The sequence below is a fragment of the Accumulibacter sp. genome, assembly GCF_036625275.1.
GTDB lineage: Bacteria > Pseudomonadota > Gammaproteobacteria > Burkholderiales > Rhodocyclaceae > Accumulibacter.
Map to the genome: position 1 here is coordinate 1 of NZ_JAZKUD010000075.1, position 19,594 is coordinate 19,594.

Annotated in this window: 15 protein-coding genes and 3 pseudogenes; 9 read left to right on the forward strand and 9 right to left on the reverse strand. The window is 62.5% G+C overall.

Features of this window, described 5'->3' with window-relative positions; all coding sequences use genetic code 11:
* From V5B39_RS17445 to V5B39_RS17465, 5 genes and pseudogenes are all read left to right on the forward strand, one after another.
* Positions 1-1,359: pseudogene (locus V5B39_RS17445) on the forward strand (tetratricopeptide repeat protein); the annotation flags it as partial.
* A 225-nt stretch (positions 1,360-1,584) separates the two neighbouring features.
* Positions 1,585-2,268, forward strand: a complete 684-nt coding sequence (gene creB, locus V5B39_RS17450; protein ID WP_332344155.1) for a two-component system response regulator CreB — start codon at positions 1,585-1,587, stop codon at positions 2,266-2,268.
* An 11-nt stretch (positions 2,269-2,279) separates the two neighbouring features.
* Positions 2,280-3,707 carry a two-component system sensor histidine kinase CreC gene (gene creC, locus V5B39_RS17455; RefSeq protein WP_332344142.1) on the forward strand — a complete coding sequence of 476 codons (1,428 nt, stop codon included), beginning with the start codon at positions 2,280-2,282 and terminating at the stop codon, positions 3,705-3,707.
* 96 nt (positions 3,708-3,803) lie between these two features.
* Positions 3,804-5,156: a cell envelope integrity protein CreD gene (gene creD / locus V5B39_RS17460; protein ID WP_332344143.1), complete on the forward strand. Its 1,353-nt coding sequence runs from the start codon at positions 3,804-3,806 to the stop codon at positions 5,154-5,156.
* 9 nt (positions 5,157-5,165) lie between these two features.
* Entirely contained in the window at positions 5,166-6,518 is a 1,353-nt protein-coding gene (locus V5B39_RS17465) for a glycoside hydrolase family 3 N-terminal domain-containing protein (RefSeq protein WP_332344144.1), read from the forward strand.
* A gap of 124 nt (positions 6,519-6,642) precedes the next feature.
* On the opposite strand, the gene V5B39_RS17470 is transcribed toward V5B39_RS17465, so the two are convergent.
* The 3 genes from V5B39_RS17470 to V5B39_RS17480 are packed head-to-tail and all read right to left on the reverse strand — an operon-like array spanning position 6,643 to position 8,946.
* Positions 6,643-7,596 (reverse strand): TerC family protein, encoded by a 954-nt coding sequence (locus V5B39_RS17470; RefSeq protein ID WP_332344156.1) that lies wholly within the window; start codon positions 7,594-7,596, stop codon positions 6,643-6,645.
* A gap of 29 nt (positions 7,597-7,625) precedes the next feature.
* Complete coding sequence (gene htpX, locus V5B39_RS17475) at positions 7,626-8,504, reverse strand: protease HtpX (protein ID WP_332344145.1); 879 nt, start codon at positions 8,502-8,504, stop codon at positions 7,626-7,628.
* Between the two features lie 52 nt (positions 8,505-8,556).
* Positions 8,557-8,946 (reverse strand): HPF/RaiA family ribosome-associated protein, encoded by a 390-nt coding sequence (locus tag V5B39_RS17480; RefSeq protein ID WP_332344146.1) that lies wholly within the window; start codon positions 8,944-8,946, stop codon positions 8,557-8,559.
* A 139-nt stretch (positions 8,947-9,085) separates the two neighbouring features.
* Here V5B39_RS17480 and nhaR point away from each other — a divergent pair, with 139 nt between their 5' ends.
* Together nhaR and V5B39_RS17490 are read left to right on the forward strand one after the other, a co-directional pair.
* Complete coding sequence (gene nhaR, locus V5B39_RS17485) at positions 9,086-10,009, forward strand: transcriptional activator NhaR (RefSeq protein ID WP_332344147.1); 924 nt, start codon at positions 9,086-9,088, stop codon at positions 10,007-10,009.
* A gap of 103 nt (positions 10,010-10,112) precedes the next feature.
* Complete coding sequence (locus V5B39_RS17490; RefSeq protein WP_332344148.1) at positions 10,113-10,988, forward strand: Tim44 domain-containing protein; 876 nt, start codon at positions 10,113-10,115, stop codon at positions 10,986-10,988.
* A gap of 121 nt (positions 10,989-11,109) precedes the next feature.
* Here the strand turns inward: V5B39_RS17490 and V5B39_RS17495 are convergent, their stop codons facing one another.
* Genes V5B39_RS17495 through V5B39_RS17505 form a run of 3 tightly spaced genes read right to left on the reverse strand, consistent with a single transcriptional unit; the run spans position 11,110 to position 13,203 of the window.
* Positions 11,110-11,883 (reverse strand): DUF3047 domain-containing protein, encoded by a 774-nt coding sequence (locus tag V5B39_RS17495; protein ID WP_332344149.1) that lies wholly within the window; start codon positions 11,881-11,883, stop codon positions 11,110-11,112.
* Positions 11,871-12,518, reverse strand: coding sequence for a TIGR04282 family arsenosugar biosynthesis glycosyltransferase (locus V5B39_RS17500; protein ID WP_332344150.1), 648 nt, complete (start codon positions 12,516-12,518; stop codon positions 11,871-11,873). Before V5B39_RS17500 ends, V5B39_RS17495 begins: the two co-directional genes overlap by 13 nt.
* Positions 12,493-13,203: a TIGR04283 family arsenosugar biosynthesis glycosyltransferase gene (locus V5B39_RS17505; protein ID WP_332344151.1), complete on the reverse strand. Its 711-nt coding sequence runs from the start codon at positions 13,201-13,203 to the stop codon at positions 12,493-12,495. Before V5B39_RS17505 ends, V5B39_RS17500 begins: the two co-directional genes overlap by 26 nt.
* Positions 13,204-13,737: 534 nt before the next feature.
* On the opposite strand from V5B39_RS17505, the gene V5B39_RS17510 reads away from it, so the two are divergent.
* Complete coding sequence (locus tag V5B39_RS17510; RefSeq protein WP_332344152.1) at positions 13,738-15,159, forward strand: DEAD/DEAH box helicase; 1,422 nt, start codon at positions 13,738-13,740, stop codon at positions 15,157-15,159.
* 345 nt (positions 15,160-15,504) lie between these two features.
* Positions 15,505-17,715: a DUF1631 family protein gene (locus tag V5B39_RS17515; protein ID WP_332344153.1), complete on the forward strand. Its 2,211-nt coding sequence runs from the start codon at positions 15,505-15,507 to the stop codon at positions 17,713-17,715.
* 303 nt (positions 17,716-18,018) lie between these two features.
* On the opposite strand, the pseudogene V5B39_RS17520 reads toward V5B39_RS17515, so the two are convergent.
* The 3 genes and pseudogenes from V5B39_RS17520 to V5B39_RS17530 all read right to left on the reverse strand — a co-directional run.
* Positions 18,019-18,234 (reverse strand): annotated as a pseudogene (locus V5B39_RS17520) (IS110 family transposase); the annotation flags it as partial.
* A gap of 9 nt (positions 18,235-18,243) precedes the next feature.
* Positions 18,244-19,139: pseudogene (locus V5B39_RS17525) on the reverse strand (IS982 family transposase).
* Positions 19,140-19,251: 112 nt separating this feature from the next.
* Positions 19,252-19,594: SPASM domain-containing protein (locus V5B39_RS17530; protein ID WP_332344154.1), on the reverse strand; the 343-nt coding region annotated here is incomplete at its 5' end.

The following is a 19,594-nucleotide window of genomic DNA, read 5'->3' on the forward strand; positions in this document are numbered from 1 at the left end:
CAACTCCTTTCCGCCAGTCTCAAGAGATGCGATTGGGACGAACTGGAAGCCAGACTGCGCACGCTCAGGTCGTTGAGCAAGGACTATCAGTCGCTGACCGACAATCCTTTTGTCGTCTTGTCGTTCTTCGGCGTCAGTGCCGAAGAACAGTGCAGGGTCGCTGAAAATTTCGCTCGCCACAACTTCCCGGCAAGCGTGCTCGATGCCCCGGAACGTCGTTTGTCAGTGAGCCGGGCCGGGCCGGGCTCGCGGCTGCGGATTGGCTATCTGTCTGCCGATTACAAGACGCATCCGGTCGGGCAGATCATGCCGCAGGTGATCGAGTTGCACGATCGAGCGAAGGTCGAGGTGTTCGGGTATTCGATTGGCGTCGATGATCACAGCGAGATCAGGAAGCGCCTGAGCGCAGCCTTCGATCATTTCGTCGATGTGCGGGACTGCAGCGTGATCGAGACCGCGGACCGCATTCGTGCCGATGAGATCGACATCCTGGTCGATCTCAATGGCTGGACTGCCGACGGACGTCTCGAGGCGCTGGCGCTGCGCGCTGCCCCGGTGCAGGTCACCTGGCTCGGTTATGCCGGCACCACCGGGCATCCGAAACTGGCCGACTATCTGCTCGGCGATCCGGTGGTGACGCCCTTGCAGTACGAGCACTGCTATACCGAGACGCTCGCCCATCTGCCGAACTGCTATCTGCCGGCGGATACCTCGATCGCACTGGGTCCTCCCCCCTCGCGGCATGCCGCCGGGTTGCCGGACGAGGGCTTTGTTTTTTGCTCGTTCAACAACAGTTACAAGTTCAACCCACGGGTCTTCGACCTTTGGTGCCGGCTCCTGTCGGATGCGGGAGAGAGCTGCCTGTGGTTGAGTCAACCGGGAGGTGGCGCGCAGGATCGCCTGCGCAAGGAATTCGAGGTTCGCGGTGTCGACCCGGCGAGGCTGATCTTTGCGCCGCGAGTCGAGGCTCGGGCGGACCATCTGTCGCGCCTGCAACTGGCCGATCTGGCGCTCGATCCGTTTCCGTACAACTCCCATTCGACCGGGCTCGATGTCCTGTGGGCGGGGGTCCCGATGGTCGCGCTGCTCGGGGACACTTTCCCCGGACGAGTGGGGGCCAGCCTGCTGCGCGCGTCCGGCCTCGAAGAGTTGATCACCACTTCCCCCGATGAGTACCATCGGCTTGCCCTGGCACTGGTTCGTCACCCTTTGCGCCTGCACGCGCTACGGGCAAGACTGGCCGAAAACAGGCGGCACTGCGCGCTCTTCGACATGCCGGGTTTTGTTGGCTCGCTGGAACAGGTGTATTTCCGGATGTGGAACAACCATCTGCAGGGCGCCAGGACGCCGGTGGTCTGATCGCCGGCCGAATTGACGTAAAAGTCGCGTCGGTGACTCCCCAAGGGTGTGAATGAAAGTGTTGGGAGGTCCCGACAGGCGCCCTCCCCCCCCGCAAGGGGGAGGGGCGATCACCGATGTCAACGCCTCTCGATCGAACCAGGGACTTCGACCAACGCTTTCAATCGCACCCGAAATGGTGGGCAAGTCGCGACGCCGGGCGTGGAATGCACTACCATCTCGGCCATGCGTATCCTCATCGTCGACGACGAACCCGCGATTTCCGATACCCTGGCCTATGCCCTGCAGGCCGACGGTTTCGCCAGCGATTGCTGTACCCTCGGCGCCGAGGCGCTGGCCTGGCTGGATGCCGGCGATCACGACCTGGTCGTCCTCGACATCGGGCTGCCGGACATGAGCGGCTTCGACGTCTGCCGTGTCCTGCGGCGGCGCTCGGATGTGCCGGTGATCTTTCTCACCGCCCGCTCCGACGAGGTGGACCGCATCGTCGGTCTGGAACTCGGTGCCGACGATTACGTGGCCAAACCCTTCAGTCCTCGCGAGGTGGTCTCCCGCGTCCGCGCCATCCTGCGCCGCACCCGGCCGGAGTGGCTCGCAGTTCCCCCCGCGATCACCGCGCCGACACGGTTCACGGTCGATGGCGATGGCTTGCGCATCGCCTACCACGGTGTCTGGCTCAATCTGACGCGCTACGAATATCTCCTGCTGGCTTTGCTGCTGACGCGGCCGGGGCGCATTCTGAGTCGCGGTCAGATCATGGAGAACGTCTGGCAGGATTGCGGTGAAAGCCTGGAGCGCACCGTCGATACCCACATCAAGACCCTGCGCAACAAGCTGCGGGCGGTGCGGGCCGACGAGGAGCCGATCCGGACCCACCGCGGTCTGGGCTACAGCATCGCCGTACGCTAGGCGGGTCGCCGATGAACATTTCCGTTCGCCTGTTCATCGGCTATTTCCTGATCGTTGGCCTGGCGGCGTGGTTCGTGCTCAACATCTTCATGCGCGAGGCCGAACCGGGAATCCGCCAGGCCACTGAAGAAACCCTGGTCGATACGGCGCATGTCCTCGCCGAACTGGCCGCGCCGGATCTCGCCAGCGGCAGGATGGCCGATGGTGAGTTCGCCAGGGCCCTGGCGGCGGCGCGCCAGCGTTCGCCGCAGGCAAGCATCTGGGGCGTACAGAAGGACAGGATCGACTTTCGCGTCTACATCACCGACGATCTGGGGCGGGTGGTCTTCGACTCCGAGGGTCTGGCCCTGGGCGCCGATTATTCGCAATGGCGCGACGTCGCGCGCGTGCTCAAGGGCGAATACGGCGCACGCAGCACGCGCGCACAGGCCGGCGACGCCAGTTCATCGGTGATGTACGTAGCCGCACCGGTCCACTACCAGGGGCGACTGCTCGGCGTGTTGTCGGTGGCCAAGCCGCTGTCCAGCGTCCTGCCGTACGTCGGCCACGCCGAACAGCGTGTGAAACGCGCCGGCTACATTCTTCTGGCCGCTTCGGCACTGATCGGGGTAGTATTCTCGGCCTGGCTGAGCTGGTCGATCAACCGCTTGCGAATCTACGCCCGCGAGGTCTCCGAAGGCCGCCAGGCCGACCCGCCAACCTCCGGCGGCCGCCAGTTTTCCGAGCTGGCACGCGCGCTGGCGCTGATGCGCGAACGCCTCGAAGGGAAGCAATACGTCGAACGTTACGTGCAGAACCTGGCGCATGAAATGAAGAGCCCGCTCTCGGCCATCATCGGCGCCGCCGAAATCCTCGAAGGCCACCCTGCCGACGATGATCGGCGGCGTTTTGCGATCAGTGTCGGCGAGCAGGCGCGCCGCCTGCAAGGGATCATCGAACGGATGCTGATGCTGGCGCGGGTCGAACAACTGCAGGCGCCGGAAGACGCCGTCCAGGTCGACCTGGGCGGGCTGCTGCAGTGTTGCGTCGACGAGCGGAGCCTGTCGCTGCAAGCTCGCCGGTTGAGCTGCTCGCTCGTCATCGGCGAGCCGCTCGACGTGCGCGGCGACCCTTTCCTGTTGCGGCAGGCGCTGCTCAACCTGCTCGACAACGCGATCGCCTTTTCGCCGGCCGGGGGAGACATCGAAATCGCCCTGCAGCGTCGCGATCAACGCGCCGAGGTATCGCTTCGCGATCATGGCAACGGCGCCCCGGACTACGCGCTGCCGCAGGTCTTCGACCGTTTCTACTCGCTGGCGAGTCCCGCCAGCGGCAAGAAGAGTTCGGGTCTGGGGCTCGCGCTGGTCCGCGAAGTCGCGCGCCTGCATGGCGGCGAAGCCGATTTTGCCAACCATCCCGAGGGCGGCGCACTGGCCCGCCTGCTGCTGCCGCTGGCCTGACTTCACCCTCGATTCACAGGGCTTCACCGTCGCTTCCTCATCCGTTCACCGGGGTAATCGAGACTCCCTACACCATCATCCACCAGGGAGAACTTCATGGACAAGAAACTGCTTCTCAAACTCGTTGCCATCGGCTTCATGTCGCTTCTGCTGCTGGTGCCTCTGGCCCTCATCGAGGACCAGATCCGCCAGCGCAGCTCGCGTCAGGAAGAGGTTCAGCGCAGCATCGCCAATAGCGCTGCCGGCCCGCAAACGCTGACCGGGCCGGTACTGGCGGTTTATTACCGGGAACAGATCGAGCCGGAAATCAAGAAAGATCCCGCCACCGGTCGGACCAGGAGCACGCCGCGCTTCGTCGATCGTAGCCTGTATCTGCCGGCCGAGACGCTGAGGCTGACCGGTGAGGCCCGTGTGGAAACCCGCCAGCGGGGCATCTACCAGGCTCGGCTCTATCACCTCGACCTGGCCGTCGCGGGGCGCTTCGTGCTTCCCGTACACCTCGGTCTCGATGGTCAACGTCACATCGTCAGCGCCGAGGCGACGCTGCTGCTCGGCGTTTCCGACCCGCGCGGCGTGGACAACGATCCGCTGGTGAACCTGGGCGGCAAGAGCCGTCGCTTCTCGACCCCCAAGGGTTCGGCGCAAAACGGGGACGCGCTGGCTGGCGAACGCCTGGCCATCCCGCTCGGGAAGGTCGCCCTCGACGCGCCGACCTCGTTCGATTTCGACTTTCCCCTGCAACTGACCGGTACCCAGCGACTGGCCATCGCGCCGACTGCGGAAGCGAACACCATCGCCATCCAGTCGGACTGGCCGCATCCGAGCTTTGCTGGCCGCTTTCTGCCCCGTGAGCGCAGCATCGGCGACGCCGGGTTTAGCGCCCGCTGGGAGGTCTCGCATCTGGCACGCAGTTTTTCCAACACCCTGGTGGCCGCCAAGGGCGGGCCGAATCCCGAAGTGCTCGATATCCTCTTCATCGATCCGGTGAACGTCTACCTGCAATCCGAGCGCGCTGTCAAATACGGCATCCTGTTCATTACACTGACCTTCGCCGGTTTCTTCCTCAGCGAGATTCTGCGTCGCTCGCCGATCCACCCCTTGCAGTATCTGCTGGTCGGGCTGGCGCTGGCGGTCTTCTTCCTGTTGCTGATCGCGCTCTCCGAGCACCTGCCCTTCATTGCCGCCTACGCCATCGCCGCAGCGGCCTGTATTGCCCTGATCGGAACCTATCTGGCGGGCGCGCTCGGTGATCGCCGCCAGGGCTATACCTTTGCAGCGGCACTGGCCGGTCTCTACAGCGTACTTTATGGTGTCCTGCTCTCCGAGGACAATTCGCTGCTGATGGGCAGTGTCCTGATCTTCCTGGCACTTGGCGCGATCATGCTGGCCACGCGGCGCATCGACTGGTACCGAATCGGCCCAGCGCTCGCTGCCCGGCCGACCGAATGAGCCCTCGTCATGCCCCGGTCCATGTTTCGATGCTGGCGTACCGTCCTCGCCTGCGCGACACTGATCGCCTTGTTGAGCGTTGCCTGGAACCTCAAGCATCCGCTGCTGTACGGGTGGCGCTCCTGCGAAACGGCTTTTCTGCTGGCGGTGGCCGTCCTCGGTGGCAGCGCCACCCGGTTTTGCCGGCTGTCCGGTCGGTGCTCGTCCAGTCGCCGGCGAGTGTTGGGATGCGGGATGCTGGCGCTGGCCACCCTGACCGTCGGCCGGGAGCTGGAATTTCAGTTCGACCGCCAGCGGGTGCTGGCGGGTGGCCGCGAAATGCAGGCCGTGGGCAGGCACTTCATCGTCGGCTTTCGTACCCTGGAAGAGGTCGAAGCACTGGCAGTCGGCGGCCTGATTGGCGGCTTCTACCTGACGCGGCGCAACCTGTGGGCGGGCAATGTCGCCACTCTCGCCGCCGGGATCACCAGGCTTCAGAACCTCCGCCGTGCCGCCGGCCTGCCGCCGCTGATCGTCGCCGCCGATCAGGAGGGTGGGGCGGTTGCCCACCTCTCGCCATGGCTGGAACGGCTGCCCGCACTGTCCAGTCTGGTCCACGAAGCGTCGCCGGCAACGCTTGCCGTGCGGGCGCGACGCTATGGCGAGCGGCAGGGGAGGGCGCTGGCGGCGCTGGGTGTCAATCTCAACCTGGCGCCGGTGGTTGACCTGCGACCGGCACAGCCGGACTCCGCCGTCGACTTCCTGACCCGCATCGGCGACCGGGCCATCGACGACGATCCGGTCGTGGTCAGCGAGGTCGCCCGGGCCTATGTCGAGGGTCTTGCCGGTGCCGGTGTCGGCGCGACCCTCAAGCACTTTCCCGGACTCGCCCGCGTGCGGGCCGACACGCACTGGCGGCGCGCCACGCTGGTGGCGAGCATCGATGAACTGCGTAGCGACTGGCAGCCTTTCCGCAATGTCAGCGCCGGCACATGCGCCGCGATCATGCTCGGCCACGTCGTTTTGCCGATGGTGGACCCCGAACACGCCGTTTCCCATTCGCGCGACGTGGTGCAGACGATCCTGCGTCAGCAATGGAACTATCAGGGTGTACTGATCACCGACGACCTCAACATGGGCGCCGTGTACAATCAGGGAATCGGTCGCGTCGCGGCCCAGTCGCTGGCTGCCGGGGTCGATCTGGTCCTTGTCTCCTACGACCCTGACCAGTATTTTCGTGCCATCACCAGGGCCGCCCAGGCACTGGCCAGCGGTGAGATCGACCCGGCGATGTTGCAGGCCAGCAGCCGGCGCTTGCAACAATTTGGCCCCGGCAGCCCGTGCCGTGCGTCCTTGTTCACCGCGCAGTGCGAACCAGGATGACCGGGAGGGTCGGTGGTTCGGGGGGTGAGTGATCCGGAATGACCGTATTTCAATGAGTTGGCGCCAGAACCCATTTGCCGTGGAATCCCACCCTTGGGCAGATGAAAAACCGGGAGAACCTCACTCACGATCGATCTTTGGCACGGGTTGCGCTCGCTCTTGCCGGCGTCAAGGCCAGGCTTGCGGCGACCGAAACAAGAATGACACCGGCAACGATGCTCAGGGACCACTGGATCGGCAGGTGAAACCAGGGCGCGGCGAGCATTTTGCCGCCGACGAAAACGAGCACGATGGCGAGGCCGTACTTGAGCAGATGAAAGCGGTCGGCCATGTCGGCGAGCAGAAAATAGAGCGCGCGCAGGCCCATGATGGCGAAGATGTTCGAGGTGAAGACGATGAACGGGTCGGTGGTGACGGCGAAGATGGCCGGGATGCTGTCCACCGCGAAGACCACGTCGCTGGCCTCGATCAGCACCAGCACGAGGAACATCGGCGTCGCCCAGAGGATGCCGTTCTTGCGTACAAAGAAATGCTCGCCGTGAAAACTGCTGGTGATGCGCAGGTGTCCGCGCAGCCAGCGCAGCAGCGGGTTCTTTTCGAGATCGGGTTGATGGTCGGCGAAGATCAGCATCTTGATGCCGGTGACGACCAGAAAGGCGCCGAAGACGTAGAGCAGCCAGGAGAACTGCGAAACCAGCCAGACTCCGGCGAGGATCATCGTCGCGCGCATCATGATCGCACCGAGTACGCCATACAGCAGCACCCGACGCTGCAACTCGGGAGGCACCGCGAAGTAGCCGAAGATCATCACGAAGACGAACATGTTGTCGACCGACAGCGATTGCTCGATCAGATAGCCGGCAAGGAACTCCAGGGTCTTGCGGTTGGCAATCTCGCGGCCGAGCGCGCCATCCAGATACCACCACATGAGGCCGGCGAAGGCTATGGCCAGGGTTGCCCAGGCCAGCACCCAGGCCAGCGCCTCCCTGATCGGTACGCGATGCGCCTGGCGTCCGCCGAGGACGAACAGATCGAGCGCCAGCATGGCCAGGACGAAGACGATGAAGCCGACCCACATCGGGCCGCTGGCAAAGGTTTCGACGGCGTTCAACGGTTTGCTTCCAGAGCCGCGATGCGCTCCTCGATCGGCGGGTGGCTGGAGAACAGGGCCATCCAGCCAGGGCGACCGTTGATGCCAGCGGTGGCGACATTCTGCGGTAGTTCGCCGGCTTCGATGCCGCCGAGTCGGCGCAATGCTGCCGCCATCGGCCGGGGCGACCCCATCAGTTGTGCGGCACCGGCATCGGCACGGAATTCGCGCTGTCGCGAGAAATACATGACGATGATGCTGGCCAGGATGCCGAAGACGATGTCGCAGACGACGACGGTGATCGTGTAGCCGATGCCCGGTCCCGACTGCTCGTCGCCGCCTTTGCGCAGGGCCGAGTCGACCAGCCAGCCGACGACGCGGGCAATGAAGATGACGAAGGTGTTCACCACCCCCTGGATCAGCGTCAGTGTGACCATGTCGCCATTGGCAATATGCGCGACTTCGTGGGCGATCACCGCCTCTGCCTCGCTGCGCGTCATGCTTTGCAGAAGACCGGTGGATACCGCGACCAGCGAGCTGTTGCGGCTGGCACCGGTGGCGAAAGCATTCGGCTCGCCCTCGTAGATGGCCACCTCGGGCATCGGCAGGCCGGCCTTTTCGGCAAAACGGCGGACGCTGTCGACCAGCCACAGTTCGGTGGAATTGGCCGGCGTGTCGATCACGCGTGCGCCGGTGCTCCACTTGGCGATGGTCTTCGACAGCCACAATGAAATGAACGAGCCACCGAAACCCATCAGCAGGGCGAAGAACAGCAGCTTGCCAAGGTCGAGGCCGCTGCCCGAAAAGAACTTGTGCGCACCAGTGAGTGTGCTGACGATGCCCAGGACGAGCATGATCGCCAGGTTGGTGCCGATAAGCAGCATGATCCGTTTCATGATTCGATTTCCTTGCAAACGGTTGGCCGGGTCACTGGCCACGATTGATGAACTAGGAGGAAGCCGCGCTCGTGCTTTCGGCTTCCTCGACGATGGCATCATTCCTTGCCCGGCCATCACGCGGACTGCCCTGGCGGCGTTCGCGCTGCCGCGCCACCTGACGCGCCAGCGTCCTGCCGGCGCGGTCGGTGGCGCGGTCGATGGCGATATAGAGGTCGGGCTCGATATCCTCGATCAGCACGTCGGCGGCGCCGGGAACCACGACCTGAATGCTGCAGCACTTGTCTTCTCCACCGCGAGGACCATTGAGATCGGAGAGGCGAATCGACACCTTGTGCACGTGCTGATGGGCCCAGTCGAGCGCGAAATGAATGCGACGCTCGACATGCTCGCGCAAACCTGCGCTGAGATCAAAGCCTCGGGCCTGGATGAATATTTGCATGAGAGGGCTCCTTGAGAGTTGAGTGTTGAGTGTTGAGTGTTGAGTGTTGACTGCGAGGGGAAATGTAGCGCGGGAAAAAGAATCCAACAAATCGAATATAATTGAACGATACATCGATTTTTTGGATGGTTGTGAAAGCATGGCCACGCTCAACTACAAGCATCTGCGCTACTTCTGGGCAGTCGCCAAATCAGGCGCGATCGCCCGCGCCGGCGAACAGTTGCATCTCACGCCGCAATCGATCAGCGGCCAGTTGCGCGAGCTGGAGGAAAGTCTCGGTGTCGCGCTGTTCCGCCGCGCCGGACGCGGTCTGGAACTGACCGACGCTGGCCGGCGCATTCTCGGCTACGCCGAAGAAATCTTCGCTCTCGGCGACGAGCTGCTCGACGCGGCGCGCGACCAGAGCGCAAGAAAGAGTCTGCCTTTTGCTGTTGGCATCGCTGATTCGGTGGTTAAAGCGGTTGCGCACCGGCTCGTCGAACCGGCGTTGCAATTGCCGGAACCGGTGCGGCTGATCTGCCGCGAAGGCCGCCTGAGCTCGCTGCTCGCGGAGCTGGCCATCCATCATCTGGACATGGTGATCGCCGATCGGCCGATGCCGGCCAATCTCAATGTCCGCGGCTACAGCCACCTGCTCGGCGAGAGCACACTGACGGTGTTCGGCGCAGCAGCACGAATCAAGACCTTGAACGGCGACTTCCCGGCGCTGCTCGACGGTGCACCCTTCCTGATGCCGGGTGAGGATATCGCGATCCGTCCGCGGCTCGAACAATGGCTGGAAGCACAGCGGCTGCACCCGCGCATCGTCGGTGAATTCGATGACAGTGCGTTGCTCAAGGCCTTCGGCCAGGCCGGCGCCGGACTCTTCGTCGCCCCGACCGCCATCACCTCCTACGTTTGCGAACAGTATCACGTCGACATCGTCGGGTGCATCGATGCCATCAGCGAACAGATCTTCGCGATTACCAACGAACGCCGGCTGACCCACCCGGCGATCATCGCCATCAGCGAAGCGGCGCACAATGAGATTTTTAATGTCGAAGTCGCGTCGTTGACTCCCTGATCATCAGATTTATACGAAGTGTCGTTACGGATAATTCTTCTTTTTTATTGATCTTCGAGCGTCTATGCTCATTGCACTGTTTTACCACTCACAGGAGACAACCATGAAAACATTTTCCATGCTCACCGCCGTTCTGGCATTGGGCTGCACACTGGTGTTCGGCGATGCGGAAGCCGCCAGCAAACGGTTCGGTGGCGGTCAGTCCACCGGCATGCAACGTCAGTCGACCCTGCCCGACAAAGCCGCCGTCGCTCCGACGCAGGCAACGGGCGCGGCGCAATCGGCCGCTGCACAAGCGGCTCAACCCAAGCGTTCGTGGATGGGGCCGCTGGCCGGACTCGCCGCCGGCCTGGGTTTGGCTGCGCTGGCTTCGCACTTCGGCTTCGGCGAGGAACTCGCTTCGATGCTGATGATAGGCCTATTGGTCATGGCCGTGCTGGTGGTGGTTGGCCTGATCATGCGTCGCCGCGCTGCGGCTCGCGAACCCAGTGGCGGAGGCCTGCAGTACGCAGCGGCCGGAGCCAACGGTATGCCGGCTGGCGGCCATGAGCTTTCCCTGCCGGCCGCCGCTGGCAGCAGTGCACCCGCCGCCGTCGCCAGCCACATCCCGGCCGACTTCGACCTTGACGGTTTCGTGCGCAATGCCAAGGTCAGCTTCATTCGCCTGCAAGCCGCCAACGACGCCGGCAATCTCGACGACATTCGTGCATTTACTACGCCGGAGATGTTCGCCGAGATCAGCCTGAACATTCGCGAGCGTGGCCACGCCAAGCAGGAAACCGATGTCGTCAGTGTCGAGGCCGTTGTGATCGATGTCGCAGAAGAGCCAGATCGCTACATCGTCAGCACTCGCTTCAATGGTTTGATCCGCGAAGACCAGGGTGCTGCCGAGCCTTTCGACGAGATCTGGCACCTGGTCAAGCCGCGCGATGGCCGTTCCGGTTGGGTGGTCGCTGGCATTCAGCAGCAGACACAGTAAGCTGCAGCAACAACCACGTCCGGAGCCATTCCCCGATGCTGGACGGGCTCCGGACCTGCGCGCTCCCATTACCTCAGCCGCAACCCTGGCGATCGCCGATCCCTGAGAGCGGCTTCGTTCTTCATGGCCGCGCCTCGAACCACAGATCGCCGAAGCGTGCCTCGACTCGCTCGCCGGTATTGTCGGTATCGGCGGCGAGAGCGACACCCGAGATCGCCGGCACCGGATCGCCGAAGGCGGCACGAAAATCGGCGGCAACATCGCGAACGACCGCCCGCCATTGTCCGGCATGGGCGTTGCCGGAATCGACGACGATCATCCGCAGGCGGTCACTATAGGCATTCCATCCCGACTCGCCGGCGGCCTGTGCCGTACCCCATACGTAGCACAGCGCTGCCGCCGGTAGATCGGCGCCGTACAGGACACGCGCTGCAGCGATCTTCATGCGGTCACCGACGCTGAGCCGCTCGGCGGGCAGGTCGAACAGGACATAGACACGTGCGGCGTAATCGTCACCGGCCTTGCGCCGCAGATCCGAGCCCGCAACCGCGTTGGAAACCCGCCAGCGCCATCTGAGCAAGGGCGTCGTTGCTGGGTCGATGCGCTGTGCGATCGCCAGGCTCGACGCCGAGCGATCGGAGATCACCCGCAGCACCGTCACTCCATCATCGACCAGCAGATCGAAACGGTTCGGCCGTTCGACCGAAGGCAAGGTCTGGTGCAGCCATTCCTTCGGTAAATGATTTCCCGTCACTCCGCCAGAAAATCCCGGCAGCGCGACGCGCCGGGCATCGGCATCCGCCGGCAGCCCCAAAAAACCGCCGACGACACCCATCAGCGGGCTGATCAGAAGCGTCAGCACAGCCCGCCGGCGTTCGGGATTCATCGGTTCCATTCGACGAATCCTTCCAGCGTGGCCAGGCGCAGCAGGTCGGCTGGCCGATCGATGTCCCACAGCCAGGGCAGCTCGGCCCAGCTCAGCCCCAACCCGGACAGGCGGTGCCGCGTTTGAGCCATGACCCGCTCGCTTCCCCACTCGATGGCCTCGAAAAGCTGGGGCTGTGGGCAACGCAGGCCAACGAGCACGTAACCGCCATCTTCGGCGGGGATGAACACTGCATCCTGCGGGGGCTCGTCAAGCAGGATCTGGGCGGCTGCCACGAGATGTGCTGGCTGCAGCGCCGGACAATCGCTACCGATCAGCAGTAACGGTCCGGCTTGCGCCGCGAAGGCTGCAGCCATGCGTGTGCCGAGGTCAGGACCCGACTGGCTGCGCAGGTCGACGCCGCAAGCGCGTTGCACGGCGCGAAAGAAGCGCTGCTGGTCGTCCGGCGCCCCCCAGAGTGTTACTCTGCCGAGCGCCGCACGCCGCGCGACCGCCAGCGCTTGCAGCGTCAGCCGGCGTTGCAGGCGGGCAGCCGCCGCCGCACCGAGGGCAGGAATCAGGCGGGTCTTGGCGGTACCGGCCAGTGGCGCACGGGCAAAGACGGCGATGCCGGGCAACTCAGCGCCGGCGTGGCAGATAGCCATAGCGAATCGCCAATTGCTGCGGGTCCGCACCCAAAAAATAGCTCGCGCGCAGGCACCACATCAGCAGAATCGTTCGCAGAACGCCGTGTTTCTGCCAACGTCGTCCGGAAGTCAGTACCCGTTCGTGCAGGCAGACCGGTCGAGCGATTCGCTTGAGTTGCCTGGACAAGGCGATGTCCTCCATCAAGGGCAGTTCCGGATAGCCACCCAGGCGTTCAAAAACCTCACGGCGAACGAAAATTCCCTGATCACCGGTGGCAATGCCACTCAGGCGCGAGCGCCAGTTCATCATTGATTCCACGACTCTCAGCAGTGGCTGGTGACCGTCAATACGCACGTCGAAGCGTCCCCAGACGACATCGTCAGTCATTGCGGCCTGGATCAGCTCGTCGGCTGCGGGCGGCAGTGTGGTATCCGCATGCAGAAAGAGCAACACCTCTCCCTGGCTGGCGTGCGCCCCCGCATTCATCTGCGTCGCTCGGCCACGCGGCGATTCGAGCAGCCGGTCGACCCATGGTCCCGCCAGGTCTGGCGTCCCGTCGCAACTGCCGCCATCGACCAGCAGCAGTTCGACCCCGCCACTGCGCAACTGTTGAAGCAGCGCCAGTTGCGCGCAGATTGTTGCCGCTTCATTGAGCACTGGGAGAATCAGCGAAAGGAATGGGCGATTGGTTGATGTCTGCATGGCCTGCAGCGATTCATCGATGGACTTCGGCAGAAAACGGTCTGTCGGGCAGGGATTCTGGGGTTTGACCGGTGTGAAATCAAGAGCGGCGGCACTCGGTGTTGGCCGGTTGGGTGTGAATGAAAGTGTTGGGAGGTACCAATATGCCCCTCCCACTCGTGGGGTAGGGTGATTACTGATGCCAACGCATCTTGATCGAACAAGGCACTTCGACCAACACTTTGATGCGCCCCGCACGACAAAGAAAACTGGACGGCACGCCACCGAGTGCTATAATTCGCGCCGCACGAAGCAGCCCTCCTGCGGCGTGCAACGAGCATCGCAAACCTGGCTGTAAATCTCAAGCCCCCCTGCCTTCTGGTGTCGATTCATTCAGCGCCGTTCTGGCACAAAGCTTTTGTGCTGATGGGTGCTGACGACTGTGCATCGCACAGAGTCTGTCTTTCAGCTTCTTCGTTGGTTGGCGTTGCTTTTTTCTTTAGCAGCGCGCGCTGTCGTGACAGCAGCGCGCAGCACATCCACACGAAAGAGAACATGAATTTTGCAGAAATCGGCCTCCACCCGGCCATCCTCAAAGCACTCACCGATTCCGGCTACAGCCAGCCGACCGCAGTTCAACAACAAGCCATTCCTGCTGCCCTCTCTGGTCGCGACCTGATGGTTTCCTCTCAGACCGGATCCGGCAAGACCGCCGCCTTCATGCTGCCGGCACTGCATCTCTTCGCCACGCAGCAACGCCCGGCGACCGCACGTGCCAGCGCTTCGGAGCGCCGCCCAGGGCCCTCCCGCGGCCATGATCGCCTTCGCTTCCAGCCGGCGCAGCCGCGCATGCTGGTGCTGACACCCACCCGCGAACTCGCGCTGCAGGTCACCGCGGCCACTGAAAAGTACGGTCGCCAGCTCCACCAGGTGCGGGCAGTGGCCATCCTCGGCGGCATGCCGTACCCGAAGCAGATGGAACTCCTCGGCCGCAACCCCGAGATCCTGGTAGCCACGCCGGGTCGTCTGATCGACCACATGAGCTCCGGCAAGATCGATTTCTCGCAGTTGCAGATTCTGGTTCTTGACGAAGCCGACCGCATGCTGGACATGGGTTTCATCGAAGATATCGAACGGATCGTTGCGGCGACGCCGAGCGCGCGTCAGACGCTGCTGTTCTCGGCAACGCTCGACGGGACCGTTGGCGACATGGCACAGCGCATGACGCGCTCCGCGCTGCGTATCCAGGTCGATGCGGTTTCGGCGAGGCACGACCACATCGAACAACGGATGCATTTCGTCGACGATCTGGCGCACAAAAACCGCCTGCTCGACCACCTGCTGCGTGATGCATCGATCGCCCAGGCGCTCGTTTTCACCGCCACCAAGCGTGACGCCGATACCCTCAGCGATCGCCTCAACATCGCCGGTCTCAATGCCGCAGCGTTGCATGGTGACATGCATCAGGGGGCGCGCAACCGAACCCTCACCGCAATGCGTCGCGGCCAGTTGCGCATCCTCGTCGCCACCGACGTCGCCGCTCGCGGTATCGATGTCCCAACGATCACGCACGTCTTCAACTATGACCTGCCAAAGGCTGCCGAAGACTATGTGCATCGCATCGGCCGAACCGGTCGTGCCGGTCGCAGCGGTCTGGCGATCTCGCTGGTCCATCACGCCGAGCATTTCAATGTCAGAAAGATCGAGCGCTTCACCAAGCAGATGATTCCGGTCGAGGTCGTGGTCGGTCACGAGCCGACGCGTCGCGCTCCTTCGGCAAGTCCGCGTCCGGCCGGCAAACCAGCCTGGAAGGGGGCTGAGAAACGCAGCTTCGGTCCGCCCGCGGGACAAGCCGACAGCCGCTTCAGCAAGCCGTCCGCGCCAAGACGCGATGGCGCGGCACGCCCATCGTTCCACGACACCGCCAAACCCGGTAGCAGTGTCAGAGGTGGCCATCGCAGCTACGGCGATCGCTGATCCGTCCGCCTTGTCAGAATGCCCGCCCTGCGCGGGTATCTGGCCGCTTGCCACGGCCATGACCACAATTCGCCGTGGTCATGAAAGCATCGGCAATGGCCTTGCCTTATCAAGGCACTTGCTATAGATTGCAGGCGTGTTAGCATGCCGTATCGAATGATGGCCGGATCGCCAGTCTGACCGAAGCAAGCTCCTCCGAATACACGATTCGCCCGTATGAGTGATCGCTCTGCGGTGGACACGCCGCTTTCCCAAGCGATTTTTTACTGCTTCGTGAATGGTGTTTCAGCACGGCCCAGCAGATTTGGCTCAGCGCTTCGGCGCTAGCGGCAAGGTGAATCGGCGATGGCTGTTCCAGTTGACAACGTGATCAGATTCCCTGAAGGAGCCCGCGGGGCGACCATCGAACCCGATCGTTCCCAGACCCTCGCCAAGGCGCGGGAACTCATGGCTGAGAAGCTTGCTGAAGCTCTTGGTTCCCTGCTGCCCCGGATCGAGGAAAATTTCCTTGCCCGAGGCGATGCCTCGACTGGACGTGTGCAGCGAGAACTTTATTACCGCACCAGAGACGTGATCCACGAGAAGGCGCAGCGTCTGCAGAGTGGTCTGGCAACTGCATGGTTAACTCTGTGCGAAAAAAAGTTCGGGCTTGGTGAACAAGCCAAAGCGGCTCAGGCCAGCAAGATCCCGGTGGAATTGCAGTTGCTCGACCTGGACGCCATGGAACAGGACCTGGCAGTCAAGGCCATTGCGTCTCGCCTGCGCAGTGGTTGCGACGAGGAGCTGTTTGCGGTCGGTCATCGTCTGGCCTCTCTCTGCGGACAGACCGAAAGCCTCTGGTTCATCGAGGATCTCATCGCCCAGGCGCTGGACCAGACACTCATTGAGACCGGGGTGGTCGGGGCTGCGCAGATCGAGCTTCTGCACGCCATGGAGAGTCATGCGGTCGACGCCTTTGGTCCCACGATCCAGGAACTGAACGCCTTTTTGGTTGGCCGTGGCGTACTTCCCACGCTACGCCGCAGTTACTCCCCGTCGGTTGCCGGCAAGAAGCCGTCGAGCGACACCGAGAACGTTCCAGAAGCTGCTGATATCTTTTCTCTGCTGCAAAAACTGGTGGTACCACCGTCCGCGCATGGGGGGGCTACTTCCGTCGCTTTGCCCATGCCGGGTGGTCTGGTGGGCGGTGCTGCAGCCGCTGGCATGTCTTTGTCAGGAGGTGCTTCTGGCCCGATGACCGCGGCGACGGAACATGTCATGGCTTCCCTGAATGCCCTGCAAGGGGCGGTATTGCCTCCGACCACCGACACCGCGTTGACGGCCAGCGTGTTGCGGGATTTTCGCGCCAGTGACACGGGCCAGAATCTTGACTATTTGCAAGCGGTGACGGTCGATATCATCGCTACCTTGTTCGATTTCATTTTCGACGACACTTCCGTCGCCGATCCGATCAAGGCGCTGGTTGGGCGCTTGCAGATTCCCGTGTTGAAGGTGGCGATGCTGGACAGGACATTCTTCTCCAGCAAGGCTCATCCGGCCAGACGTCTGCTGGATGGAATCTCGCGGGCGGCCATCCGTTGTGGCCCGCACGCGGGCCACGATGATCCGCTGTACGCGCGCATCGCAGAAATCGTCGAGCGTCTGCAAAATGAGTTCATTCAGGATACCAGCCTGTTCGATCTGCTTTGTGTCGAACTGGAGGCCTTCCTCGAAGGACAGGAAGCCGCCGCCGATGACCGTGCAGTCCAGGCGGTTTCTCTCGTCGCCGAACAGGAGCAGCACGAACTGGCTGCCTTGGCCGCCGATCAGGTTCTCGCGAGCTGGCTGGCCATGCCACTGCCTGCCGCCGTGACCGATCTGCTGAATCATGAATGGCGCAGATTGCTCATTCGGCATCATTTGAGCGGAGACGACGTCGCCTGGGGGGTGGCCATGAGTACCGTCGGGGAACTGGTGGCGAGCGTCCAGCCCCAGTCAGATGTGCAGAGCCGAAAACGCCTCGCGGCCCGGCTGCCGACCCTGGTTCGCAGAATCTGTGAGGGTCTGGACAAGCTGCAGGTAACTGACGATCGGCGTCTCGCGCTCACTGATCAATTGTTTACGCTTCATGCGGCCGTACTGCGCGGTGCGGCGCCAGCGGCGGCGGCAAACGCGCGGCCGATTCTCCCGGCAGCGGAACCGGTCGCGGCACAGATCGCCAGCGAACGTATCGACTGCGGCGAAACCCATCTAGAGCGGATCTTCCTTTCTCCTGGTACGGCACCGCCGCGCTCGGAGCGCACTGACCACGCGCAGTCCCTGGTGGCAGGGCTGCGGCGCGGCGATTGGCTTGAGTTCGAAAACCCCGAGAGCGACCCGGTACGTTATCGACTGTCCTGGATCAGTCCGCAGCGGGGCATCCTGTTGTTGACCAATCCCCAGTCGCCACGTGCGATGTCGGTGTCGCCAGACGCCCTGGCGCTGAAGATTGAACGTGGCGAAGCGACCATTCTGTCCGTCGAGCCGATGTTCGATCGCGCCGTTAACCGCGCCCTGGAGACGCTACAGGCGGCCTAGCCGATCTTCCATGAAGAATGGAACAACCCGCTGCAGGGCGCCTCTTCGCCCGGCTCACCATCAAGCAGATCTGCGCACACGACACGTCAACTACATCAGAACGATGTCGAATAGATAGAGTTCGGCGAGAAACATTGCTTTATATCAATTGCATGAGACCGTTTCGGCTTTCTAGTCTGCTGTCCGCCACCCATCCGGCTACCCGTAAGCAGTCGGTTCCAATAGAACCGTTTGCGACTACATGGTTGAACACAGGGCGTTGTGCAAGTTTCTCTCAAGAAACAAAACTGAAGGTGGCGGTTTTCATGTGGGGCTCGTCACCGGGTTGAGTTGAAATCCGAGCGCGGCGGCTCGGCGCTTGAGGGCGGCGATGCTGCGTTGGCGTTGCAGTTCTTCATAACGCTGCTGCCCTGGATCGACGAAGGCTTCGCCGCGCGTCAGCATGAAATAGACCATCCGGGCCAGTTTGTGAGCCATCGCCGTGTGGGCCGTAGGCGTGTCCATGCGGCCGCACAGTCTTCAATAACGTCAGTTCGGGATAAATTTGGGGGGCTGGGAGAGCCGGCGGATGTCCTGTAGCGACAGTCTGGGCTGGTTGGGCATGAGGCAATAGGCGATGAGGCCGGCCAGCAAATTGACGGTGAAATGGATGGGCGAGCGATGGCGGGTGTGCTCGACCTGACAAAGATTTTTCAGTTCGTCGATAACGGTTTCCACGAGGGATCGCTGCCGTAGCATCGCCTCATCGAAGGAAGACAGGGCGACGGCTTCATGTTTTTCTTGACCTTGGTCACAAGATCAATGCCAAGGTCCTTCAGGAAGGCGGTTAGCCATTGGGCAATATAGCCCTTGTCGGCATAAAGTTTGCCAAAGAGCCGATCGGCAAAGTTGCGCAAGGGCTGACGGTCATCGACGTTGCCAGGCGTGAGTTTGACGCACAACAGCTCGCCCAAGTGATTGATGACCAGATGGAGTTTGAACCCGAAAAACCAGCCGGTAGAACTCTTGCCCCGCGCCGCCATCCCTTGGAACACCCGGTGAGGCGAAATCCGCAGATTATTGCAGACGGTGATGGGGGTTGAATCGGCAATGGACGGTCCGGAGCACTTACCCGTGAGCGCCTCAAACAGGGCGGCCAGCGCTATCGCGCAGCGTGGTAGCAATTCGACACCCCGCTGATACGTCGGTAGCTGTGGAAATTCGGCGCGCAGGTGTGGGCATACATGATTCAGATAGAAGGATTTGAACTGCCGGTAGCGAATCTGATGGAACAGCACCACCCGCGTCATCAACTCCGGTAGGGAGAGGCTGCATTTTCTCGACCGATGACGCTTGCCATCGGTCAGCAGTCGGGCGTTTAGTTGGGGTTCGATCGCTTTATAAAAGTCGTCTATCCGGCAGTAAGTCTCGGTCAGATCGTCCATGATGAGGGCCTCCGTGTGACGTGGTTGATTAGGTCGTGCACCCAATATACCAAGACGGCATCGGCGCTCATCCGTTTCTCATCAATGCGTTAGCGCCACATTCCCGGCTTCGTTATCCCGAACTGACGTTAAAGATAGGAAATCTCGACATTGCTTCCATACGGGCGAAGATCTTCTTGTACAGGTCACAATAGGGATCTTTCGTGAGGATGTCGCCGTGAACGCTGTAGGCTCTCACCGGGCATCCGCCGTGACAGATGGCGAGGTAGTCACAATCCAGGCACTCTTCGGTTTTTATCAGGGAACCGGGTCTCATCTGGAACTCCCAGCGTGCATCGCTCCGTCGCAGCAGGTCCGAGAGGCTGACCGGATCAAGAATGTTGCCAAAGCGATACTCGGGATAACTGCTGACCCAGCAGTCGCATTGGGCTACGTGCCCACGGGGATCGATACAG